The organism is Clostridium taeniosporum (assembly GCF_001735765.2).
Taxonomy (GTDB): Bacteria; Bacillota; Clostridia; order Clostridiales; family Clostridiaceae; genus Clostridium; species Clostridium taeniosporum.
Map to the genome: position 1 here is coordinate 2,751,420 of NZ_CP017253.2, position 23,812 is coordinate 2,775,231.

At 25.6% G+C, this 23,812-nt stretch carries 18 protein-coding genes; 4 read left to right on the plus strand and 14 right to left on the minus strand.

Going from position 1 to position 23,812, the window contains the following annotated elements; translation table 11 throughout:
- The first annotated feature begins 28 nt into the window (after positions 1 to 28).
- Positions 29 to 994 carry a methyl-accepting chemotaxis protein gene (locus BGI42_RS12605; protein ID WP_069680634.1) on the plus strand — a complete coding sequence of 322 codons (966 nt, stop codon included), beginning with the start codon at positions 29 to 31 and terminating at the stop codon, positions 992 to 994.
- Positions 995 to 1,360: 366 nt separating this feature from the next.
- Here the strand turns inward: BGI42_RS12605 and BGI42_RS12610 are convergent, their stop codons facing one another.
- From BGI42_RS12610 to BGI42_RS12640, 7 genes are all read right to left on the minus strand, one after another.
- Positions 1,361 to 2,053, minus strand: a complete 693-nt coding sequence (locus tag BGI42_RS12610; protein ID WP_069680635.1) for a metallophosphoesterase — start codon at positions 2,051 to 2,053, stop codon at positions 1,361 to 1,363.
- 31 nt (positions 2,054 to 2,084) lie between these two features.
- The gene (locus BGI42_RS12615) at positions 2,085 to 2,345 is read right to left on the minus strand and encodes an EscU/YscU/HrcU family type III secretion system export apparatus switch protein (RefSeq protein ID WP_069680636.1); all 261 of its coding nucleotides are present in this window, start codon (positions 2,343 to 2,345) and stop codon (positions 2,085 to 2,087) included.
- Positions 2,346 to 2,378: 33 nt separating this feature from the next.
- Positions 2,379 to 4,265 (minus strand): hypothetical protein, encoded by a 1,887-nt coding sequence (locus BGI42_RS12620; RefSeq protein ID WP_069680637.1) that lies wholly within the window; start codon positions 4,263 to 4,265, stop codon positions 2,379 to 2,381.
- Positions 4,266 to 4,609: 344 nt separating this feature from the next.
- Positions 4,610 to 5,041, minus strand: coding sequence for an IS200/IS605 family transposase (gene tnpA, locus BGI42_RS12625; RefSeq protein WP_069679164.1), 432 nt, complete (start codon positions 5,039 to 5,041; stop codon positions 4,610 to 4,612).
- Positions 5,042 to 5,254: 213 nt separating this feature from the next.
- Positions 5,255 to 6,475 (minus strand): tyrosine--tRNA ligase, encoded by a 1,221-nt coding sequence (gene tyrS, locus BGI42_RS12630; protein WP_069680638.1) that lies wholly within the window; start codon positions 6,473 to 6,475, stop codon positions 5,255 to 5,257.
- Positions 6,476 to 6,870: 395 nt separating this feature from the next.
- Positions 6,871 to 7,989 (minus strand): Ger(x)C family spore germination protein, encoded by a 1,119-nt coding sequence (locus BGI42_RS12635; protein WP_069680639.1) that lies wholly within the window; start codon positions 7,987 to 7,989, stop codon positions 6,871 to 6,873.
- Positions 7,989 to 9,386, minus strand: a complete 1,398-nt coding sequence (locus tag BGI42_RS12640; RefSeq protein WP_069680640.1) for a spore germination protein — start codon at positions 9,384 to 9,386, stop codon at positions 7,989 to 7,991. Before BGI42_RS12640 ends, BGI42_RS12635 begins: the two co-directional genes overlap by 1 nt.
- 330 nt (positions 9,387 to 9,716) lie before the next feature.
- Here BGI42_RS12640 and BGI42_RS12645 point away from each other — a divergent pair, with 330 nt between their 5' ends.
- Positions 9,717 to 10,802, plus strand: a complete 1,086-nt coding sequence (locus BGI42_RS12645; RefSeq protein WP_069680641.1) for a GerAB/ArcD/ProY family transporter — start codon at positions 9,717 to 9,719, stop codon at positions 10,800 to 10,802.
- Positions 10,803 to 10,968: 166 nt separating this feature from the next.
- On the opposite strand, the gene BGI42_RS12650 is transcribed toward BGI42_RS12645, so the two are convergent.
- Positions 10,969 to 11,517 (minus strand): ECF transporter S component, encoded by a 549-nt coding sequence (locus BGI42_RS12650; RefSeq protein ID WP_069680642.1) that lies wholly within the window; start codon positions 11,515 to 11,517, stop codon positions 10,969 to 10,971.
- 239 nt (positions 11,518 to 11,756) lie between these two features.
- Between BGI42_RS12650 and trpS the strand changes: the two genes are divergently transcribed.
- A complete protein-coding gene (trpS, locus tag BGI42_RS12655) occupies positions 11,757 to 12,773 on the plus strand; it encodes a tryptophan--tRNA ligase (RefSeq protein ID WP_069680643.1) in 1,017 nt (338 codons plus the stop codon).
- 42 nt (positions 12,774 to 12,815) lie between these two features.
- Here trpS and BGI42_RS12660 read toward each other — a convergent pair whose 3' ends face one another.
- The 3 genes from BGI42_RS12660 to galU form a co-directional block, all read right to left on the minus strand.
- A complete protein-coding gene (locus BGI42_RS12660; RefSeq protein WP_069680644.1) occupies positions 12,816 to 14,837 on the minus strand; it encodes a methyl-accepting chemotaxis protein in 2,022 nt (673 codons plus the stop codon).
- A 629-nt stretch (positions 14,838 to 15,466) separates the two neighbouring features.
- The gene (locus BGI42_RS12665; RefSeq protein ID WP_069680645.1) at positions 15,467 to 17,467 is read right to left on the minus strand and encodes a methyl-accepting chemotaxis protein; all 2,001 of its coding nucleotides are present in this window, start codon (positions 17,465 to 17,467) and stop codon (positions 15,467 to 15,469) included.
- 382 nt (positions 17,468 to 17,849) lie between these two features.
- Entirely contained in the window at positions 17,850 to 18,722 is an 873-nt protein-coding gene (galU, locus tag BGI42_RS12670; protein WP_069680646.1) for a UTP--glucose-1-phosphate uridylyltransferase GalU, read from the minus strand.
- Between the two features lie 353 nt (positions 18,723 to 19,075).
- Here galU and brnQ point away from each other — a divergent pair, with 353 nt between their 5' ends.
- Complete coding sequence (brnQ, locus tag BGI42_RS12675) at positions 19,076 to 20,347, plus strand: branched-chain amino acid transport system II carrier protein (RefSeq protein ID WP_069680647.1); 1,272 nt, start codon at positions 19,076 to 19,078, stop codon at positions 20,345 to 20,347.
- Between the two features lie 55 nt (positions 20,348 to 20,402).
- On the opposite strand, the gene BGI42_RS12680 is transcribed toward brnQ, so the two are convergent.
- From BGI42_RS12680 to BGI42_RS12690, 3 genes are all read right to left on the minus strand, one after another.
- Positions 20,403 to 21,506: a Gfo/Idh/MocA family protein gene (locus tag BGI42_RS12680; RefSeq protein ID WP_069680648.1), complete on the minus strand. Its 1,104-nt coding sequence runs from the start codon at positions 21,504 to 21,506 to the stop codon at positions 20,403 to 20,405.
- A 68-nt stretch (positions 21,507 to 21,574) separates the two neighbouring features.
- Positions 21,575 to 22,180, minus strand: coding sequence for a sugar transferase (locus tag BGI42_RS12685; RefSeq protein WP_069680649.1), 606 nt, complete (start codon positions 22,178 to 22,180; stop codon positions 21,575 to 21,577).
- Between the two features lie 137 nt (positions 22,181 to 22,317).
- Complete coding sequence (locus tag BGI42_RS12690) at positions 22,318 to 23,538, minus strand: glycosyltransferase family 4 protein (RefSeq protein WP_069680650.1); 1,221 nt, start codon at positions 23,536 to 23,538, stop codon at positions 22,318 to 22,320.
- Positions 23,539 to 23,812: the final 274 nt, after the last annotated feature.

Consider the following 23,812-nt stretch of genomic DNA (forward strand, 5'->3'; position numbering starts at 1 on the left):
TCACTATAAAAAAGGAGGATGAAATCTTATGGGATTTTTTCAAAGCAAAAAACATAGCGAAAATACTAATTTAGAAAATACTCAAAACATTAACTTACAAACAACTGATACTAACTCAGAATTTAATGAAATAGGTGAACGTCTTTCTGAATTAACTCTTGAAAGTTCTAGAATTTATAACTCTATTAATAATATTAATTCATCTGTATTACATTTGGCAGACTTATCTATATCTGAAAGTCAAGAAATTAATAATGCTAATGATCTTTTACATGATTTCAGAAATAATATGGAATATCTAGCTTTAAATGTAACAAATGTGCATGGTCAAGTTTTAGATACAGATAAACTAGCTGATAAAGGAATTGTATCCATTGAAAATTTAGATACTTCATTAAATGAATTACAAAATATGTTTACAATATCTACTAAAACTATTAACTCACTAGTTAGCAAACTAGAATCTGTAAATACAATTACTGACTCTATTAGTCAAATAGCTAGTCAAACAAATCTTTTATCATTAAATGCTGCTATAGAAGCTGCTAGAGCTGGTGAAGCTGGTAAAGGATTCTCAGTTGTTGCTGGAGAAGTAAGAAAACTTGCTGAAAATTCAAAATTAGCCGTTCAAAGTATAACAGATATCTTAGAGGAAATTAAAACAGACATAATACAAGCATCAGAAGCTATGAATTCTGGTAACTCAGCTCTTGCTACTCAACATTCTTCATTAGAAGACACAAAAGGTAGCTTTAATAACATAAAATCTTCTATTGAAGAGACTATTGATGAAATTACAGGTTGTATTGGAAATCTTACAACTGCTTCAAGTAAAAAAGATGAAGTTATTAATTGCGTCGAAAAAGTTAATGATATTGCTAAACAAAATTCAGAATTAACTCAACAAATATCTTCTCAATTAGACGAACAATCAAACTCTTTAGATAAATTTAATGATACTTTAAATAACTTAAGTAAGGATATTTCTAAATAATATATAAATATATGTTACTAATTGTAACTCTAATATTTGATTTAAAATCTTAATTTTAAAATAAATATAAAATTAATGATGCGACATATGGTTATTTTTTATTCTTTAGGAATAATCATAATACATTTAAAATGCAGTGTTTTAGAAGTTAGCCACAGATTCTTTAGTAATATAATTTCCTAAAGAATACAATGCTCCCTATAGAGTAGACAATTTTAAAATTTCTACCCTATAGGTTTTTTTTATTTATTAATAATATAATTTTAAAACAAAGATCTGTTTTAATGAAATGTTCATGTGATAAAATATTATAAACTAAATAAAAGCGTATCTGAGAATGATTTTAAATCATTCTCAGATACGCTTTTATTGTATAATAAGTTTAGGTGAAAAATTAAGATAATCTGCTGATGATAATATATATTCTATTCCATTAATATTCCCTTGAAATAACTTACCCTTTAACGATGGTCCATGTAAATGACCATATATAACTTTTTTTACATTATATTCTTCAAATATTTCTATAAAAGCTGACTTTTCAAATTTTTCATTAGTTGGTGGATAATGTATCATAACTATTATATCTTTAAATCCACTATTCTTTGCTGCATCTAAAGATAATTTTAATCTTATTTGCTCTCTATTATAAATTTTTTCATCTTTAGCTGAATATTTATCACTACCTGGACAAATCCAACCTCTTGTTCCACAAACAGCATAATTTTCATATACATAAAAATTATTTTGAAGAAACTTTGTATTATCATATAATTTATTTAATTTAGATATACTTCCCCACCAATAATCATGATTTCCCTTACTTATAATCTTTTTACCTGGCAAAGAATCTATCCAATCTAAATCAAATTTACTATCACTTTCTTTAAGTGACCATGAAATATCTCCTGCAATTAATACTGTATCATCATCTTTAATTTTTTCTAACCAATTTTTCTTTATTTTTTCACAATGATTAACCCAATTTTCCCCAAATATATCCATTGGTTTTTCAACATTCATTGCCAAATGCAAATCTGAAATAGTATAAAGTGCCATTAAATTATCACCTTTCTGTGTTTCATACGATCTAGAATGTTTTATCTACATCAGTTACAAATGCTATTACATGAGCTACTGCTTCATACAATTCTGTTGGTATTTCATCACCAACATCAACATTACATAATAAATTTGCAAGCTCTTTATTATAAACAACAGGGACCTCATTTTCTTCAGCTTTTTCTATTATTTTATCTGCTATATGTCCCATTCCTGATGCGGCTATAATTGGAGCATCAGTATTGTTTAATTCATATTTAAGAGCTGCTGCTTTCTTTCTTTCAGCCATACATATTCACTCCATATATAATTTACGTTTATATTATACCTTAATATCAATATTTGAGATACTTAAATCATCAAAAAACTTACCACAAGTTACTAAGTTTACCTCTTCTTCTCTTAATGAGACTTTTACATCTGCAATCAATCCTAATGTTTCTAATCCTGTCTTTAATTTATTTTTATTTTTACTTAATATATTTAAATGTTTATCATAACATTTTAAATTTATATCTATTTTATTATCTCTCAAAGACAAATATCCATCAACATTCCCTAAATTTATAGTTTTCACATTAACAACCATTTTTACATTACTTTTATCTATTTTCTTTCCATCTTTTCTATTATCTTTTATAATTAATTTGCAAGGATATTCGTTAGAACTTACTGGAACTTGAAAATTTAAATAATAATACTGCTCACTTATAGAATTAAACATCTTAAATTCTCCAATATTATTCTTTATCATTTCCATTATTTTTTCATAACCAGCAGTTTTATTATCAATATTATTTATTATATCTTTAACAATATCTCTTACTTCATTAAATTTATTTAACATTTCTTGTTTTATTATATCTTTATTAGAAGAACTTTCAATGTCTTTAGAATAAATATTGCTAAAATCATTTTTTATTTGATTTGAATTATTTTTATCAATATTAAACATATCAGTTTTTGTTTCATTTTCATCTATATGAGTTTGTAATTTATATTTAATAAAATCATTAAATCTTTTAAATTCATCATTAGTCAAAGTTATATCTTTATTTAAAATTCTTCCTAATGTATTTTCTAATATTTTTTTACCATCTATTGCTTTATTATCTAATCCATTAGCTTTTATGCTTTCATCAGATAATCCCCTATCTAGCAATTTCTCTTTAATTAAATTTACTATATCATCATCTTCAAACTTTGATGTTAATGAAATTAACCTATTAAACTCTTTTGTTGTTAAATTTTCTACTCTAGAATTAATTATATCATTTAAATAACTATTAAGAATTCTTTCATTTTCACCAGAAATACTTTTTAACAAAGATACAACACTCACTTTATTTTTTGAAACATCATTAGAATCATATATTTTTGATATTAAGGAAGTTCTATTGTTATTTCTTAATACTTCATTATTTATGTTTTTTTCATTTAAACATTCTTTTTCATTCATTATATTTTTATTTTGTATATCATCTAAAGAATTAGGTTGAGATTTATCTAATTCTTTAGATAATTTATATAGTAATTTTTCTATCGAAAAATCACCATTAAAAAGTTCATTAAAACTTTTTATATTTTCAGTTGAAAACTCTATATTATTTTCTAAAAATAATAATATTTCGTCACTAGACATATTTTTAAAATTATTAAAGAACTCTATAAGATTTTGTTTCATAAATTGTCCTTTGGTAGTATTAATATCAATTCCTTTACTTTGAATATAATTTTGTACAAAATCTTCTATATTATCAGAACTTAAATTTATATTTTCATTAAATTGAACTAACCCCTTAATCTTATTTATATTATCTTTTGTTAATGGGATATTATGTTTTATCATTTTTTCCAATATATTTATGTCTTCTTTAGATAAACCCTCTTTATCTATAACATCTTTAAATACCTCATTTGAAGTTTCTTCACTTTTTTGCTCATTGGGTATTAATTTTAATTTTAACTTTCCATCTTTGAAATCTTCTACCTCAAAATTCAATAATTTAAGATCTTCAGCATTAACATTACCATCGAGTTCTGCAATAAATTGCCACCCATCTGATAGTCTTATAGTAACATCTTTACCTTCACCTTTAGATACAATTTTTCCACTAAACTTTTCACCAACGGAAAAAGTTAATTTACTAGAAAATTTTCTAGTATTACTATTATTATAAACATTATTTACATTCCAAATTCCTGGCATTATTATTCTCCTCCTTCTGAAGGTAAACTATATTTAAATAAAACATTATTTTTAATTATACTATTTATTTATCGTTATAATAATGAATAAATTAACATATAAGAAATATATTTATAATATATTAAGTTTTTCATAACCATTAAATTACCCAAAAAAATAGGATTTGAATAATTTATCAAATCCTATTTTTGCTTATAATATATTAACTTTTAATTAAACTACTCACCTACTAAAGTAGGTGGATTTAAGGTATAAATACCTTAGACTGAAAGTCAATGCTCTTTAAGGATTAATCCTTCTGAAAGGACATTAGCTAAAGCAACCTAAAGAGCATTGACTAAAACTCATTCTTCTATCTTAAATATATTTTCGTTATTATTAAGTTCTTGACTTTCTATATATCTTTTTATTGTTTCTTCTGTAACACTTCCAACTGTTGCACAAAAGTATCCTCGTGCCCATAAATGCTGCCCCCAGTATCTCTTTTTTAATTCTGGAAATTCATCTTGTATTAATCTTGATGATCTACCTTTCAAATATTGCACAATTTTACTGGGAGCGATGCTCGGAGAACATCCCAAAAGCATATGCACATGATCTTTTCCAATACTTCCTCTAACAATTGTAATTTGCCTTGCTTCACAGCCTTGTCTTATTAATTCTCTTAATCTAGATGATATATGCTTATTTAATACTTTATATCTATATTTTGTTACCCATATTACATGATATTTTATATCATATACCGTATGACTTCTTTTATTATATTCCTCCATACTAATCACATCCTTTTTAATTAGTATGGTCACATTTATAATTTCTTAAAAGGCTAAAAGCTGATACCGTCTAAAGACGGTGGTTTTAAACCACGCGAATAGAAAATAAATATCTATATTTAATATAAATATACAGTAATATTAAAATTTATTTCTTACATCTATTAATTTACAATAATTAAATTAATATTCTATTAGAAGAATAAAATTTTATTATTGTATTTCTATTTTAGTATAATTCTTTTTACCTCTTTTTATTAATGCAGAACCATCTTTAAAATCTTCCTCATTTAAAGTTCTAGTTACATCAATAATTTTTTCTCCATTAATAGATAAACCACCTTGATCTATTAATCTTCTTCCCTCTTTCTTAGATGGAACTATTTTAGTTTTAGCTACTATATCTAATACTGTTGAACCTATTTCTTCTTTAGCTATAGTCACTGTTGGTACATTTGACATATCTGCTCCGCCTGAGAATAACGCATTAGATGCTTCTTGAGCTTTCTTAGCTTCTTCTTCTCCATGAACAAGTTTTGTAACTTCATAAGCAAGAATTCTTTTAGCTTCATTAATTTCAGCGCCTTCTAAAGCACCTAATCTTCTTACTTCATCCATTGATAAGAATGTTAATAATGCTAAGCATTTTTCTACATCTGCATCATCAACATTTCTCCAATATTGATAGAAATCAAATGGAGATACTTTATTAGGATCAAGCCATAATGCTCCTCCAACTGTTTTACCCATCTTTTGACCTTGACTATTAGTTAATAAAGTACAAGTCATTGCCATTGCATCACCTTGTGCTTTTCTTCTAACTAATTCAACACCAGCAATCATATTAGACCATTGGTCATCTCCACCAAGTTCCATTTTACAACCATATTTCTGATTTAAAACATAGAAATCATATCCTTGCATTAGCATGTAATTGAATTCTAAGAATGATAATCCCTTTTCTAATCTTTGTTTAAAACATTCTGCACTTAACATTCTATTAACTGAAAAATGAACTCCTACTTCTCTTAAAAAGTCAACATAATTAAGATCTAATAACCAATCTGCATTATTAACTATTAAAGCCTTATCATCAGAAAAATCTATGAATCTTTCCATTTGTTTCTTTATTGAATCAACATTATGTTGTATTTGTTCCTTAGTAAGCATTTTTCTCATATCAGTCTTACCACTTGGATCTCCAACCATAGCTGTTCCACCACCTAATAACGCTATTGGTCTATGTCCCGCTCTTTGCATATGAGCCATAAACATCATTGCAATAAAGTGCCCTACATGTAAACTATCTGCTGTTGGATCAAATCCTATATAAAAAGTTACTTTCTCATTTTCTAATAATTTTCTTGTTTCTTCTTCATGAGTAAATTGTTTTATGTAGCCACGATCAAGTAACTCATCTAATACATTTGCCATTAATATAAACCTCCTAAATTATTAAAGTAAATTCTATTATCTACTATATATATACATTTTTAACTAACAATATTTATAGTATATCGTTATCCTTATATTTTGGCAACAATTCAAATATCAATAATTAAAATAAGGCATATAAAATAAATAACAAGTCAAAGATGCCACGGATATTTTATTAAATATAATGACTTGGAACCTACTAATAGTTATGATATTAGTAGGTTCCAAATAAGAAGTCGTTCACAAAATAAACTAATATACTGAATAGTTATTTATTTAAATATGCCTAAAACCATACTTAAAGCTAATAACTTGTAATTTTATATATAATATAAAATCTAGTTTTAACTTAAAGCATGGTTTAGTTATTTATAATTATTATAATTTCTTACTTATAAGCTATTTTTATTTCTGCCGCTTCCATCTATATTTACTTCTACATCAACATTAAATTCTACTTTAGATAAATAATCTTCTTCCTTTTTATAACCATATTTCTGATTTAATAAATTTATTACCTGCAATATATCAATATTCTTCTCTTTATATTCATTAAAAGTATTTTCTAAATTTAGTTTTATACTTTCTTCTTCTAATGCACAAATATTATTAATAAAGTTTTTATCAGTAATAAATTTACTTTGAGATTCTGCTATATTGGTCTTTAACTTAAGCTTTTTATTTAATATAAATTTTCCATCAGAATAATCTACCGATGTTTTAATTTTTGAATTAAGTATTTTTAATGTTATAAAATTTTTTTTGTCATTTGGATTAGATACTTCTAATACCCCACTTTCCATATTATTAGTTAACATATTATAGCTTAATGTATTTAAATTATCTAATTTTCCAATCATTCTGTCATTTTGAATTATTGCTCCTCCACCTAGTTCTAATTTCTTATCACAAGCATCATCTTTTAATTTTAATGTACTCATAATAGATAACTTATTTGGAAGTAATCTTTCAATCATATAATTATTTGTATTTAATTTTATTACTTTAGAAGAGTTTTCATTTTTTTCTACTAAATCATCTAAAAATAATCCTAAATATTCTTCATCACTACTAGATAATTCTAAAAGCTTATCAATATCATCAAAATAAACAAACATATTCGGTGTTATTGGAAATTGAGGATCATTATTTATCAAGTCTATATATTTCTTTATTCCATTTTTAATTGCATTTCCAGTAAATATATAAGCTCTATTTTGAGTAAAATTTAATTTAAAACTAGCTGCCATATTAACATCTCTAATAGCTTCTAATGCTGTTTTTCCCTGACCTTTATAAATTAGTCTTTTTCCTTTTTCAACACTTTCATTTGCATTTCTAAAAGCTTTAACACAATCTAAATATAAAACAACATTAGAATTTTCATCTTCATCAAATATAATACTAGTTACAAATGTTAGTTTATTAACATCATTGTAATTAAAGCATGAAATCATAGAAAAGGGCATAATAGTTATTAGAAAAATTATAAAAAATTTTTTTAATTTCATTATTTCTTCTCCTTTCCTATTATTGTTTTAGATATCTTACTTAATCTACCTCTAAATATAGTATCTTTAAATTTATAAGTAGTATCTGTTGCAACAGGAAATAAGAATGAATATCCTCCAGTTTCTAAATCTGATATATTAGCTAATAAAATTATAAATGAAGTGAAAAATCCAGGTAATCCAAATAATGCACTTAATATTACAACACCTATTGACCAAATAGAAGTTGCTCCATATATTTTAGGAATCAAGAAATAACTTAATGTACTTAATGCAACTATAATTATTGTTATTCTTGATGATATACCTGCTCCTACAGCAGCATCTCCAAGTATTAATGCAGAAACTATACTCATAGCTCCACCGATTGGCTGTGGTAACCTTAATCCTGCTTCTTTAATAAGTTGAAATGCTAACATCATTATTACAACTTCAAAAAAAGTTGGAAATGGTACTCCAGCTCTTGCTACTGCTAACCTAAACGTAAATATAGGGGGGAGTAATGAAAAATGATGTGTAACAACAGCAACATATAATCCTGGCATAAATGTAGCTAAGAAAAAAGCAACCCATCTTAATATTCTTAAAAAATTTACAAAAATTCTATTTAGATAGTAATCATCTGGTGTTTGAAAATTTTCTAAAAAGAAATATGGAACTGTTATAACAAAAGGAGTTCCATCTACTAATACCGCTACTCTTCCTTCCATTATTTTAGCTGCTACTTCATCTGGTTTTTCTGTATATCCTACAGTATCAAAAAGCGAATTCTTTTTTCTAAGTTTAGCTTCTATATAATTAGTATCTAATATAAAATCTAAATTTAAATTATTTATAGTTTCTTTAACTTCATTTATTAAATTATCTGGTGCTACCCCTTCAATGTAACACATACATACAACAGTTTGAGATTTTTCTCCTACGTATAAGGGCTCAAATTTTAAATCTGAATTTTTAATCTTTCTTCTTATTAATGAAATACTATTAACAAATAATTCATTAAAACCTTCTCTAGGTCCTTTAACTACTGATTCTGTAACTGGAATACTAATTCCTCTTGTTGGAAAACCCTTTACCTCACAAAAAATCATTTTCTCTTCATTTTCAAATGTTAATACTATATCTCCTGACAATATATGTAACATAGCATCATCTAAATCCTTAACATCACCTACTATGTTAATTTCTAGCACTTTGGTAACAATATCATCTAAATTTTTACATTCGTAACTGCAATTTTTAAGAGGACTTACAATATAATCACTTATAAATTGCCCATTACATAATGTATCAATAAATATTAAAGTTGTTTTTCCAATTTTTGTATCAACTTCCCTGTACTTCACATCAAAGGATTTTTCAAATTTCTTTTTTAAATAATTCAAGTTTTCATTCATAAATTCATCACCTAAAAATATTATCTCTCCAAAATGGTTTAATATTCACTTTTTTGTTAATACTAAAATCAAGGTATTATTGTAAAAAATAATCAAAATATCTTTTTAGCCATTATTTTTTATTAAGGGATATAAAATAAATAACAAGTGAAAGATAGACCGGATATTTTGTGAAATATAATGACTTTGGTTCTGCTAATAATTGTGCTGTTAGCAGGTTCCAAAGAAGAAATAGTTGACAAAATAAACTAGCATACTGACTAATTATTTATTAGAATGTGCCTAATGATAACTATTATTTATATACATTTAAAAGGGGAGAATTATTAAATGAAAAATTTTTTATCAACTAAACATTTTATAATTTTAATATTAGCAACTACATTAATTAGTATAAGAACCTATAGTTCTTTTTTTATAAAATATGGTCAGCAAAATACTTGGATATACTTATTAATAGCATTATTAATATTAGTAATATTTTTTTATTTCATAATAAACACATTAAATAAGTTAGATAGTCCTGATTTTGTAAAATCAATAAAAAAATATTTACCCAAACCAATATCAACTATATTTCTATTTTTATTTGCAATTGGATTATTATTAAATGCTATAGAAAGTACTGCTGTAGAATCTAATTTTATATATACAAATCTATTTCTTGAATCATCTATTGGATATTATATATTGTTATTTATTATTCCTAGCATTTACTTGTTAACAAGGAAATTTTCTTCAGTATTAATTTTTATAATAGTATCTTTTTCACTTTTATTATTAAATGATGCCGTATTTGCTATTTTAATTGAACCATATAAGAATTACAGATATATTTTTCCTATTCTACATACTGATTTAAATATAGATTCAATTAAGTGTATATTGTTTTTATTAGGATCTTTATCATCAATTTGTATAGTACTTCCTTATTCAAAATTATTAAATAATAAAAAAAATCTGAAAAAAAACATAGTTATTTCGCTATTATTCATTTCTTTTATAACAGTATTTTCTACTATCGGAATAATAGCCACATTAGGTTCTGAAAGATGTGCTAATATATTTTATCCTGGATTTATCCAATCTGATGTAATTCATATATTAGAGTTTATAGAATTTGGAGAGTTCTTCTACATTTTTAGAGTTGTTATAGGATTCTTTATTAAATATATTTTATCTTCATATGCAATATTTTTAATTTATCACGATAAAATTAAAAGTAAAAAAGTATTTTTTAGCTTATTTTTAATAGTAGTTTTTGTATTGTCTTATTTGATTTCAAATAATAATTATAGATTATTTTACTTTTTTAAATACTTTGAAATAGCATCAATAATTTTATTATTATTAATACCACTAATATCCTGCTTTATAATTTCAATAAAATTAAGAGTTAATTCAAACCAAAAATAAACAATTAAATTTATCATATATATAATAGAAATCGGATATAACTATTTACATCCGATTTCTTACTTTTTTATTCATCTCTGTTTTAAATATGTATTGATAGGTGTATCAACATTATAATAAAACAGAAACTTTTATTATAATTTCAAAGTATATAACTAATCTAAAATTAATTAAATACCTCTTTTTTAGCTTTAATTAATATTCCACTTAAAGGCAATGCTATAACTACTCCTGTTGTAACTTGAATTATATTACCTACTATATCTTTTGAAGCATATATAAGACCTTGAACTATACCTATTTTTTCAGTTAAAAATCCAGCCATAATTGTTCCTGCAATAAAATAACCTATCACCATAAAAATTCCACTAATAATAAAAGCTACTGTGTAATTTATAAAAGAATTATTATTTTGCATTTTTTCTAAAATATATCCAGCAATATAGGCCATTATGCCTTTAATAATTAATGTAAAAGGAGCCCAGAAATAATAACCACCTAATATATCAACAAGAAACATTCCCAATGCACTTGTTATAGCACCCTTTTTCTTTCCAAGCAATATTACAGATAAAAATACCATGCAATCCCCAATGTGAACAAAACCTCCAATTGAAGGGATTTTTATTATACTTCCAGCTAAATATACCAGTGCTATCATAAGCCCCATTAGCACTAATTCTTTGACATTTAAAGTTTTACCTTCACTTTGCATAAATTTCTCCCCCTATATAAATTAAATTCTAATGAGATAATTATATATTTCAAAGCAAATCATAGCAAATGTATCGATACAAATAATTAATTGTATTTTCACCTTCAACTCTCAACTATCGAATAATTTACATTAGTCCACATAATATTTAAAAATACTAATTATTGTAATAATTGACTTACATCTATTCAATACCTATAATATAAGTATTATTATTTACCTTAGAAAGAGGGGTTTTTATGTCAGAAAACATAATTGAAAGTAAAAAAGTAATATTTAGTGGTATTCAACCTTCTGGTGATTTAACTTTAGGGAATTACCTTGGTGCCTTAAAGAATTGGGTAAAGTTACAAGATGAATTTGAAACTTATTATTGTGTAGTTGATTTACATGCTATAACAGTACGTCAAAAACCTGCTGATTTAAGAAGAAGAACTTTAGAATTATTATCTATTTATCTTGCTGCAGGGATAGATCCAAATAAAAATACATTATTTATACAATCACATGTACCAGCTCATACTGAAGCTTCATGGATACTTACTTGTAATTCTTATATGGGTGAGCTTGGTAGAATGACTCAATATAAAGATAAATCTCAAAAGTATGGCGATTCAATAGGTGCTGGTTTATTTAATTACCCAGTATTAATGGCTGCTGACATACTTTTATACAATACAGATTTAGTTCCTGTTGGCATTGATCAAAAACAACATTTAGAATTAGCAAGAGATATTGCTACGAGATTTAATAATACTTATAGTGATACTTTTAAAATTCCTGATCCATATATCCCAAAAGCTGGTGCTAAAATAATGAGTCTTCAAGATCCAATAAAGAAAATGTCTAAATCAGATGAAAATCCTAATGGATTTATTTTGATTATGGATCCACCAGATGTTATTAGAAGAAAAATTAATAAATCCGTAACAGATAGTCTTGGAATTGTAAACTATACCGATGATCAACCTGGAGTTAAAAACCTATTAAATATATTAGGTACTATAAAAGAGGTTGAACCGTCATCACTAGTTGAAAACTATAATGGAAAAGGTTATTCTGAACTAAAAAATGATGTGGCTGATGCTGTAATTGAAGAGTTATTACCAATACAAGAAAAAGTTAACGAATTATTAAAAGATAAGAAAAAACTTGAAGAAATTTATTCAGAAGGTGCTAAAAAAGCCTCTTATATTGCTAATAAAATTTTAAGAAAAATGCAAAAGAAGGTTGGATTTATTCCTAAAGCATTTTAAATATAAAAGAAGCCATTTTAGGCTTCTTTTATATTTAAATACCTATTTGAGATTAAACTGTTTTATTTCCGCTTTTAATTCATCAGATAATTGATTCAATTCATTAGCATATTTAACAAATTCATTTGAAGATTCAGAAACTTCTTCAGTAGAAGCTGCAACTTGTTGTGCACCAGCAGCAGTTTCTTCTGTTATTGCTGATAAACTTCCTATTTGACTCACAATATTATTTTTCTTATTTGTTACTTCATGAACAGCAAAACTAATTTCTTCGATCTTATTAGTTAAACTATTTACTGAATTTATTATATTATTAAATATATCTTGTGCTTTTAATACAGATTCTTCTTGATTTTCTACAGCTTTATTAGTTTCTTCAACTTCTAATGATGCTATTTCTACATTACTAGCCACTTCTTTTATTATTGTATCAATTTCTTTAGCTGAATCTGCCGTTTGTTCTGCTAGTTTTCTTATTTCGTCTGCAACTACTGCAAATCCTCTTCCTGCTTCTCCAGCTCTTGCAGCTTCTATAGCAGCATTTAATGCAAGAAGATTAGTTTGTTCTGTTATTTTTGCTATAGCTTCATTCATAAGTGCTATACTTTTAACACTTTCTACAACACTAGAAACCACTTTACTAACATCCATAGTACTTATTTTAGTTTTATTAGACTTTTCAATAACTGTTTCAATCATAGTAAGACCCTTTTGGCTTAAGTTATTAGTATCTACTGCTGATAAACTTATATTCTTTGTAGCACTATCAATTAAATTTATTTCACTTGATACATCTTCCATATTAATTGATAATGATTCAATGTTTTGTGCTGATTCAGTACTTCCTTTAGATATCTCTCCTATTGTTTGAGATACCTCTCCAATAGATAATGATACTATTTCACTAATGCTAGCCAAATTAGTTGATGTATTATTTACAGATTTAATGGATGTATCAACCTTTCCAATTAAATAAGAAATATTTTGTAACATTTTATTAAACCTTTTTCCTAATTCTTCAAGCTCATCTCCTGTTGAAATATTAATATTATCTGTAAAATCCCCTTTTGATGCTTTATTAATTACCTTTTTAATTTTATTAATATTATTAGATAATCTAATAGCAAAAGTTCTTCCTAAAATTATTACAAATACTAATAATAAAACTGCTGTTATACATAAAATCACTTTATAACTTTCTTGTGATTTCTTAAGTTCAAGTTCAGGCATTTTAAGTAACATTTTCCACCCTGTTAGATGTGAAGTTGTAAAACTTACACTATAATTTTTATTATTTTCACTAACCTTAGTAAAACCATTATCTGAATTCAATATGTAATCCCATTCTTGTTTTTTAGTTATGTCAGAATTTCCTATTAACTCTTTATTTGTATTTGCTAATATAGTACCACTCTTATCTATAATTGCTAAATCTCCATTATTTCCATATTTAATATTTGCTATAGAATCTGCAAGACTTGACAATTTAAAATCTATACACAAAGCACCTTTTACTTTACCATTTTCTATAATTGCTTTAGAAATTGTTGCTACATACTGTTTTGTTGCCATATCTACAAAAACATCTGTAAATGCAAAATCACCATTTGCTTCTTTAGCTTTTAAATACCATTCTTTTTTTGTATAATCCCCCTCCTCAATATCTACATCGGGATATATAACAAATTTTTTAGTATTTTCACTATAGTAATATGCATTTTCAATATCATTATTTCCATTTTTAAATAATTTTAAATCTTCATATAATGCATTATTATCAATATCGCTATTATCAAAATTATGCCTAGTAATGATATAATTTAACATTGTTTCAATACTATTAACTTTTGTATTTATAGTTTCATCTACTGCTTGCCCTAAGCTCACTCCACTTTTTTTAAAGTCTTTATCACTTGAAATTGAAAATTCTAATATAGATGTTATCCCTAATACAAATATTGGAATAACTGCAACTGCTATCATAATTGATATAAGTTTGCTCTTAAGAGTTTTAAATTTTAAAAATGAAGTTTTGTCTTTATATTGTACCTTTTTATTCCTCATTAAAATCCTCCCTTATACTAATATTGTAAATATTTTGCTTAAAATAAACATAATATGGAATAAAACTATGTTTATATTAGTATTTTCGTAAATACATATATATTCTTGATTTTTTTGTATACAATATTGTTTTTAATTTTAAATATAAAATTAATAAAAAAATCGCTAAGGGACTGTGGAGCGTGGATTTTTTTTAGCCATGCACCCTTTCCAAACGTAGTGCAGGAATAATGGTGCGGCATATTATTATTTTTTATTCTTTAGATTTTATTTCTTAATCTTTAAGCAAAAATATAATCTAAGTTATCCACAGATTTAAAAAACATAATTTCCTAAAGAATAAAAAAATCGCTAAGGGACTATGGAGCATGGATTTTTTTTAGTCATGCACCCTTTCCAAACGTAGTGCAGGAATAATGGTGCGGCATATTATTATTTTTTTATTCTTTAGGTTTTATTTCTTAATCTTTAAGCAAAAATATAATCTAAGTTATCCATAGATTTTAAAATATATAATTTTCTAAAGAATAAAAAAAGATATGATTTAAATTTAGTATAAAATCATTTATTTCCTACTAAATTAATCATATCTTTTTAATACAATACAAACTTGCTTTTTAAATATATTTTTACTTTAATTTAAATTGCTCTATTTCATCACTTAAAGTACTTGATAATCCTTTTAGTCCATTTGCATAATTTACAAATTTATTCGTAGATACTGAAACTTCTTGAGCTGATGCAGATACTTCCTCTGCAGATGCTGCTGTTTCTTCACCTATAGCTGATAAGTTTTGAACTTGAGTAACAACATTATCTTTCTTTGAAGTAACTTCATTAACTCCTGTAGCAACTTCCTCAACTCTACTTGTTAAATTATTTATGGCTGATATTATATTATTAAATATTGTTTCTGCATTTAATACAGATTGTTCTTGACTATTAACAGCATTATTAGTTTTACTAACTTCATCTACTGCTTTATTAACATTTGATGCAACATCTTTTATTATAGAATCAATTTCTTTAGCTGATACAGCTGTTTGTTCTGCTAGTTTTCTTATTTCTTCTGCAACTACTGCAAATCCTTTTCCTGCTTCCCCTGCTCTTGCGGCTTCTATAGCAGCATTTAATGCAAGAAGATTAGTTTGCTCTGTTATTTTAGCTATAGCTTCATTCATTAATGCTATATTTTTTACATTATCTGAAACCACAGTAACAACACTACTAACATCTAAAGTGCTTGTCTTAGTTTGAGCTGATTTATCCATTATAACTCTTATCATCTCAAGACCCTCTTTACTTAAAACATCAGTATCTATAGCTAACTTATTTATATTTTGTACCGCATCATTTATAGTATTTATTTCTTCAGATACACCATCTAAATTTTGTGATAAATCTTGAAGATTTTCAGCTGATTCCATATTTCCATTTGATATTTCATCAATTGTAGTCGCTACTTGATTAATTGTCAAAGAAACTTCTTCACTCATATTAGCTAGTCCCAAAGATGTATCATTAACACTTTGAACTGAGTTATTAACATTTTTAATTAAATTAGATATATTATTTTGCATATCATTTAAATCTTTAGCCAATTCTTCTAATTCATCACCAGATGAAATATCTATGTTTTCTGTAAAATCACCATCTGCAATTTTTTTAATACCAAATTTAAGTTTTTTAATATTTATTGATATTTTCTTTGAAAAAAGTATTCCTAATATAATTACAGCTATAAGTAACAAAATACCCGTTATAGTTAAAGTTAACATATATTGATTTTTTAATTTATTTATTTCTATTTTAGGAGATTGTATTAATACCTTCCATCCAGTAACTTTTGAAGTAACAAAGCTAGTAGTATAATCAGTATTATTTAAGTATAAATCAACAATTCCACTTTCTTCACTACTTATTTTGTTCCACCCAGAATTTTTAGTTATATTAGAACTACCTATTATATCTTTATTAGAATGTGCAATTACTACACCATTTTTATCAACTACAGATAATAGACCATTTTCTCCGTATTTAATTTTATTTATGGCATCAGCAAAATTATTTAAATTAAAATCTACACATAAAACTCCAGCAAAATTACCATTGATAATTATAGCTTTAGAAATAGTAACAACATAATTTTTGGTAATTATATCTTGATATACATCTGTTAATACAATCTCACCATTTGCATTTCTTGCTTTCTTATACCATTCTCTAGTTGTATAATCATCATTTTCCATGCTCTCATTTGGATACATAACAAAATCTTTATTTTTTTCACTATAATAATAAACATATTCTACATCAGAATTTCCTTCTTTAAGAGTTCTAAAATCCCATGATAGATTATTTTTTGATTGTTCACTATCATCAAAAGCATTATTTTTTGATAGATAATTCATTGCAGTATATATAGTATCAAATTTATTTTCTACATTTTGCTCTATAGCCTGCATTAGAGTTTTCGAATTTTTTTCAAACTCTGAATTACTAGATTTAGAAAATTGAGAAACTGAGCTAAATCCTAAAACTACAATTGGAATAATAGATACAAGAATCATCATAATAAATACATTACTAGATATACTTGATTTGAAGTTTATTTTATTATACTTCTTCATTTTTTAACTTCCTCCTTGATTAAATTAAAATTTGTGGTCCATAATTTTCATCATAAAACACCAATGAAAAAATTTTTCTTATATACAATTATCGAATTAATACTACTATATCTTAAATCTTTTTAAGGATTAATTTATTTATTTTAAAAATGTATCAAAAAAATATTAAAGTAATTATAAATTTGTAGTTTTTTGTAATTTATCTTTTGTTATGATTATTTTTTATTCTTTAGTGATATTCATAAAACCTTTAAAATATAGTATTTGAAGGTTATCCATAGATTCTTTAGTAATGTAATTCCACAAAAAATAAAAAATCTATTTTAAAGCTATAAAAATTACAACTTAAAATAGATTTTTATTAAAATATCAATTCTATATTTTATTTAGTCTCCCATGAATTACTCTTTAAATATTGTATAAATGGTTCTCTTAACTCTTCTCTCTTTAATGCAAACTCTACTGTTGCTTGTAGAAAACCTAGTTTATCCCCAACATCATATCTTCTTCCTTCAAAATTATACGCATACATTGCTTCTCTACTAATCAAAGTTTTTAATGCATCAGTTAATTGAATTTCTCCACCTTTTCCTGGCTTCGTATTTTCTAATATATTAAATATTTCTGGAGTTATTATATACCTTCCTAAAATAGCCACATTACTAGGAGCTTCTTCTACTGATGGTTTTTCAACTAAATCCTTTACTTTATAAACTCTATCTTCTATATGAATACCATCAACTATTCCATATTTTGATACGTTTTCTTCTGGTACAGTTTGAACACCTAAAATAGTAGTATTATATTCACTAAAGCAATTTATTAATTGTTTTAAACAAGGTTCCTTACTATCAACAACGTCATCACCTAATAAAACAGCAAAAGGTTCATTACCTACAAATGTCTTAGCACAATGAATTGCATGACCTAACCCCTTAGGTTCTTTTTGTCTAATATAATGTATATCAACCATATCTGAAATATTTCTAACTAATTCTAAAAGTTCTTCTTTTCCTGATTTTTCTAATTCAAATTCTAATTCTATAGATTTATCAAAATGATCCTCTATACACTTTTTATTTCTTCCTGTTATAATAAGTATTTCTTCAATACCTGATGCAACTGCCTCTTCAATTATGTATTGAATTGTTGGTTTATCAACTAAAGGTAACATTTCCTTAGGTTGTGCCTTCGTAGCTGGTAAAAATCTTGTTCCAAGTCCAGCAGCTGGTATAATGGCTTTTTTTACTTTCATCTTTATATCTTCCTCTCATAAAGTTATATTTTTAATTTTTAAATAAAGTCTTATCTATAATATTTTTAACTATTCTTATGTTATCACATATTTAGCAAAGTGTTAATATCTACTAGATACTCTTCTAGTAGACTTGCCTAAATTATAAATTTAAAAATGTTTTTTTAATATTTTTTCAAAATTATAATGTTTTTATTATGTTTTTTATTTAAGTTCCTATTAATATATTGTTATTTTATATTGAGCATAGACTAATGTTATGTTAATATCTAAAAGTATCACTTATTAATAAAAGTTAATAATTAACATTACATTATTATGAAAGTCTTAATAATTTAAGGAGGAAAATATTTATGAAGAAAAACACAAAAGATGTAATTATAATAGGCTTTGCTTTATTTGCTATGTTTTTTGGTGCTGGTAATTTAATATTCCCGCCATTTTTAGGTCACATGGTTGGTGATCAATATATTTTAGGTATTATTGGATTTGTATGCACCGGAGTTGGATTACCTCTTCTTGCTATTATAACTACAACAAAAGGTGATGGTACATTTGAAACAATGGCTTCTAAAATAGGTCCAAAATTTGCTGTAATATTTGCTACAATATTATTTATAGCAATAGGTCCAATGCTTGCAATTCCTAGAACTGCAGCAACTACATATGAATTAACTATAAATCCTTTAGTGCCTAGATTAACGCCTCTGATTTCAATGATAATATACTTTGGAATAAATTTAATTTTTGTACTAAAAAGATCTACTATAATTGATACTATTGGTAAATATCTTACCCCCATTTTAATAATTATACTAACATTTATAGTTATTAAAGGAATAATTTCACCTATTGGACATGTTGTTTCTACTGATGCAACTTCTGTACTATCTTCTTCTTTTATAGAAGGATATCAAACAATGGATGCACTAGCTGCATTATTATTTGCTTCAGTTATAACAAATACACTTAAAGCAAAAAATTATTCAAATAAAGAAATACTTCCTATGACAATAAAATCAAGTGGAGTTGCTATAATTGGGTTAGCATTTATTTACGGTGGTCTAATGTTTTTAGGTGCTCAAACAAGTGCAGTTGAAATTTCAGATTTATCCAAAACTGGACTGCTATTATTAATTTCAAATAATGTATTAGGAAACATAGGAACTACTATAATAGGAATTGCTATTGGTGTTGCTTGTTTAACAACATCTATAGGATTATTAACTGCTGGTTCTTCATTTTTTGAAAAAGTATCTAATGGAAAATTACCATATAAAATAAATGCAGTTATAATTTCATTAATAAGTATTATGATTGGTTCCCTTGGAGTTGATAAAATAGTTAAAATATCTGGTCCTATTTTAAACATTTTATACCCAGTAACAATAACTTTAATAGTAACTACATTATTAGATAAATACATAACAAATATAAAAGCTGTTAGACTAGCTATTTATACTTCATTAGTATTCGGTATATTAGAAATAATACCAAGCATTGATTTAAAATTCATTCCTCTTGCAAGATTAGGATTTGCATGGATTTTACCAGTATTAATATCCCTACTAATAGGATATATTATATTTCCTTTAAGAAATCAAGATGTGAGTTCTCTAGTATAAATAAATAATTTATTAAAACAAAATGCAGAAGGAAAAAATCCTTCTGCATTTTGTCTTATTTTCTTCCTTTAAATTCATCTTTCATATCTAAAGTACTAAAGTTTTCTAATGGAAATTGTATTGGCATACCAGTTTTCCTTGATTTATATGCTGCAAGAATTATAGACATAGCCTTTATTCCATCTTCGCCAGCTATTAAAGGCTTTCTATCATTATTTATAGCATCTATTACATCTTTAAATAATGGTGTGTGTCCTTCACCATATACATTATCTATCTTAACATTAACTTCTTGTTTAACAGCTTCTTCATTTTCACCGTCAAATCTCCAAGTTTCAAGTTCATTATTTGCAAGTCCACCTATACAAACGGCTCCTGTTTCTCCAAATATACTTAATGTTTCTTCTAAATTTTTTGGATAAACACAAGCTGAACCCTCAACTATACCAATTGATCCATTTTTAAATCTTATAATTATTGCACCAAAGTCTTCTGCTTCAATATCTCTTAAATAAGTATCACATTCAGCATATACTCTTTCGATTTCTCCACCCATCATCCATTGAAGTAAGTCAATATTATGTATACATTGATTCATTAATGTTCCACCATCTAATGCCCAAGTTCCTCTCCAAGGTGCTTGTTCATAATATCCCATATTTCTGTTCCAAAGAATTCTTGCTGTACCATTAACTAATCTACCAAATTTATTTTGTTCAATTGCTTCTCTTAATTTTCTAATTGGTTTATTAAATCTATTTTGATGGCAAACTGATAATTTAACATTATTCTCTTCTGCTACTTTAATCATTTCATTAGCGTCTTCAATAGACATAGCCATTGGTTTTTCAATTAATGCATTTATTCCTTTCTTCATACAATAAATAGCTATTTCAGCGTGATATCCACTTTCAGTAGCTATTGTAACAACATCTATATCTTCTTTTTCTACCATTTCTTTATAATCTGAATATGTATGAACTGTATTTTCTTGAACTTTACATTTTTCTATGTATTCAGCTTTTTTAGCTTCTGCTTTTTCTAAAATAACATCACATGTTGCAACTAATTCTGCTTCTTCAAAGTTCTTTGATAAAGCTTCAACATGTTTATAAGAAATTCTTCCACAACCTATAATCGCAAATTTTAACTTTTTCATAATACTACACTACCTTTTCTAAATATTTGAATTTCTGTTTCTTACACTAAATATTTACTATTTAACTATTATAGACATTTTAAAATAGTTTTTACTATTATATAAACATCAAAAAACACATTACTGTTTTTTATATATTCTAAATTTAACTCTAATTTATCAGGCATAATTGTATTTATGTAGAATTCTTCTGGATTTTTAGCTTTTCCAAGCAAAGCATTTTCATCTTTGTATCTTATAGATGCCAAATCGGTTATTCCTGGCTTTACATCTAGTACTCTTCTTTGTTGTTCATTATATAAATCAACATACCTTGGTACTTCTGGCCTAGGTCCCACTAAACTCATATCTCCTTTAAAGACATTTATTAATTGCGGTAATTCATCTAATTTATATTTTCTTAGAAATGAACCTATTTTAGTAATTCTATTATCATTTCCCACAGTTATCTGTTTTCCCAATTTTTCAGCATTAACTACCATAGTTCTAAACTTTAATATTTCAAAATCTTTTCCGCCTTCTCCAACCCTTATCTGTTTAAAAAATACTGGCCCATCTGATCCAAGCTTTATCATAATAGATATTATAATAAACACAGGGCTTAAAATTATTATTCCTAAGGTAGAGCATATAAAATCAAATACTCTTTTTACTGCCTTGTTAAAACTATTCATGAATACACTCCTATAAAATCAATTCTAGATTTAAATCTATAAAATTTTATAAATCTCTTAAAATATATTTATTAATTATTTTATCATTTTTAAATTACTTATGAGATAAACATATGCTTTCTTCATAAATTCTTAATTTATTTTTTTAACGAATTTAAAAATTTTACTGCTAATCCATGATATGTATGGTTACTTAATACATAGTCATTTCCATTTTGACCCATTTGCTTCTTTTCATCATCACTTAATGATTTTATCTTTAAAACTGCTTCTACTACTGCATCAGGATTTTCTGCTGGTACTGTTATACCACACTTAGAATCTTTAACTGGATCATTGGATGCTTCTATTGCATAAATTACTGGTCTTGCTGACATCATATAGTCAAATAATTTATTTGGACTTACTCCATAATTAAATAAATTTTGTTTCTTTAATCCTATATAGCAAATATCTAATAATTGTAATACATTATCCATATTATCTTTTAATACTGGATCTAAAAACTCTACATTTTTTACATCATTAGATTTTGCATAATTTATTAATTCATTCTTAACATTTCCTTTTCCAACTAAAACATATTTAACTTTTTCATCAGTAGTTTTCTTTGCTGCATCTATTAATGTATCTAACACATTAGCTGGTGAATGATTACCTGTATAACCCACTAAGAAATAGCCTTCTTTTTTTAATTCCTTAAGTCTTTCAATTGTTTTCTCCGTTGGTGGATTTTTCTTTTCACCAGGTATTATTCCATTTGGAACATATACAAACTTATCAGTTGAAAATCCTCTTTCTTTTATATGTTTATCTGCATTAGGTAGAATTGATACAATAACATCTGAATTTTTAAAAGCAAAATCTTCTGCTCTTTGAAGCATTACTATAGCTGGATTTTTTTCAGAAAATCCTCCTATTTCCATAGGACTAAGTGGCCATAAATCATGTATTTCAAAACAAAGTTTTGCATCACATCTTTTAGCTATTCTATTAGCTGGATATATATCTAAAGGATATGTTGAAGATGCTATCACAGCATCTGGCTTATACTTATCTGCAATCTTTTTATAATTCATTCTTAATTTATACATAAAAGTTGATATGTTCTTTATTCTTCCAATTCCATTTCCACTATATTCAGGGGTTTTAACCCATACATATGTAATTCCATCTATTACTTCTTCTTCAAAATCCTTTGTAATCTTAGGATTATTTTTTCTTAAATGTGAAAAATCAGCACCTAATATCGTAACATCGTGTCCCATGTTTTTCCACTCTCTAGCCATATAATATGGTCTAAATTCCATTCCATGATAATCAGATCCTGCATAATGATTTATAAGTAAGATATTCATCTTAAATTGCTCCTTTTACATTTTATAATGCTAATTAACCTCATAAATTATACCATAAGTAAGATTCAAAATCTATGATTTTGCCAGTTGAAGTTACTCAGCGAATACTTATTAAATTTAGTTTCTTAATTTATTTGAAATCTATGATTTTATGAACTTAATATACTCTAAAAAAACAAAAATGGCTATGCCACGCTTTTTAGTTGAGAGTGGATAATTGAAAAGTTAGAGTTTTAGTTGAAAATCATAAAGATTTTATAAAAATATACATTTT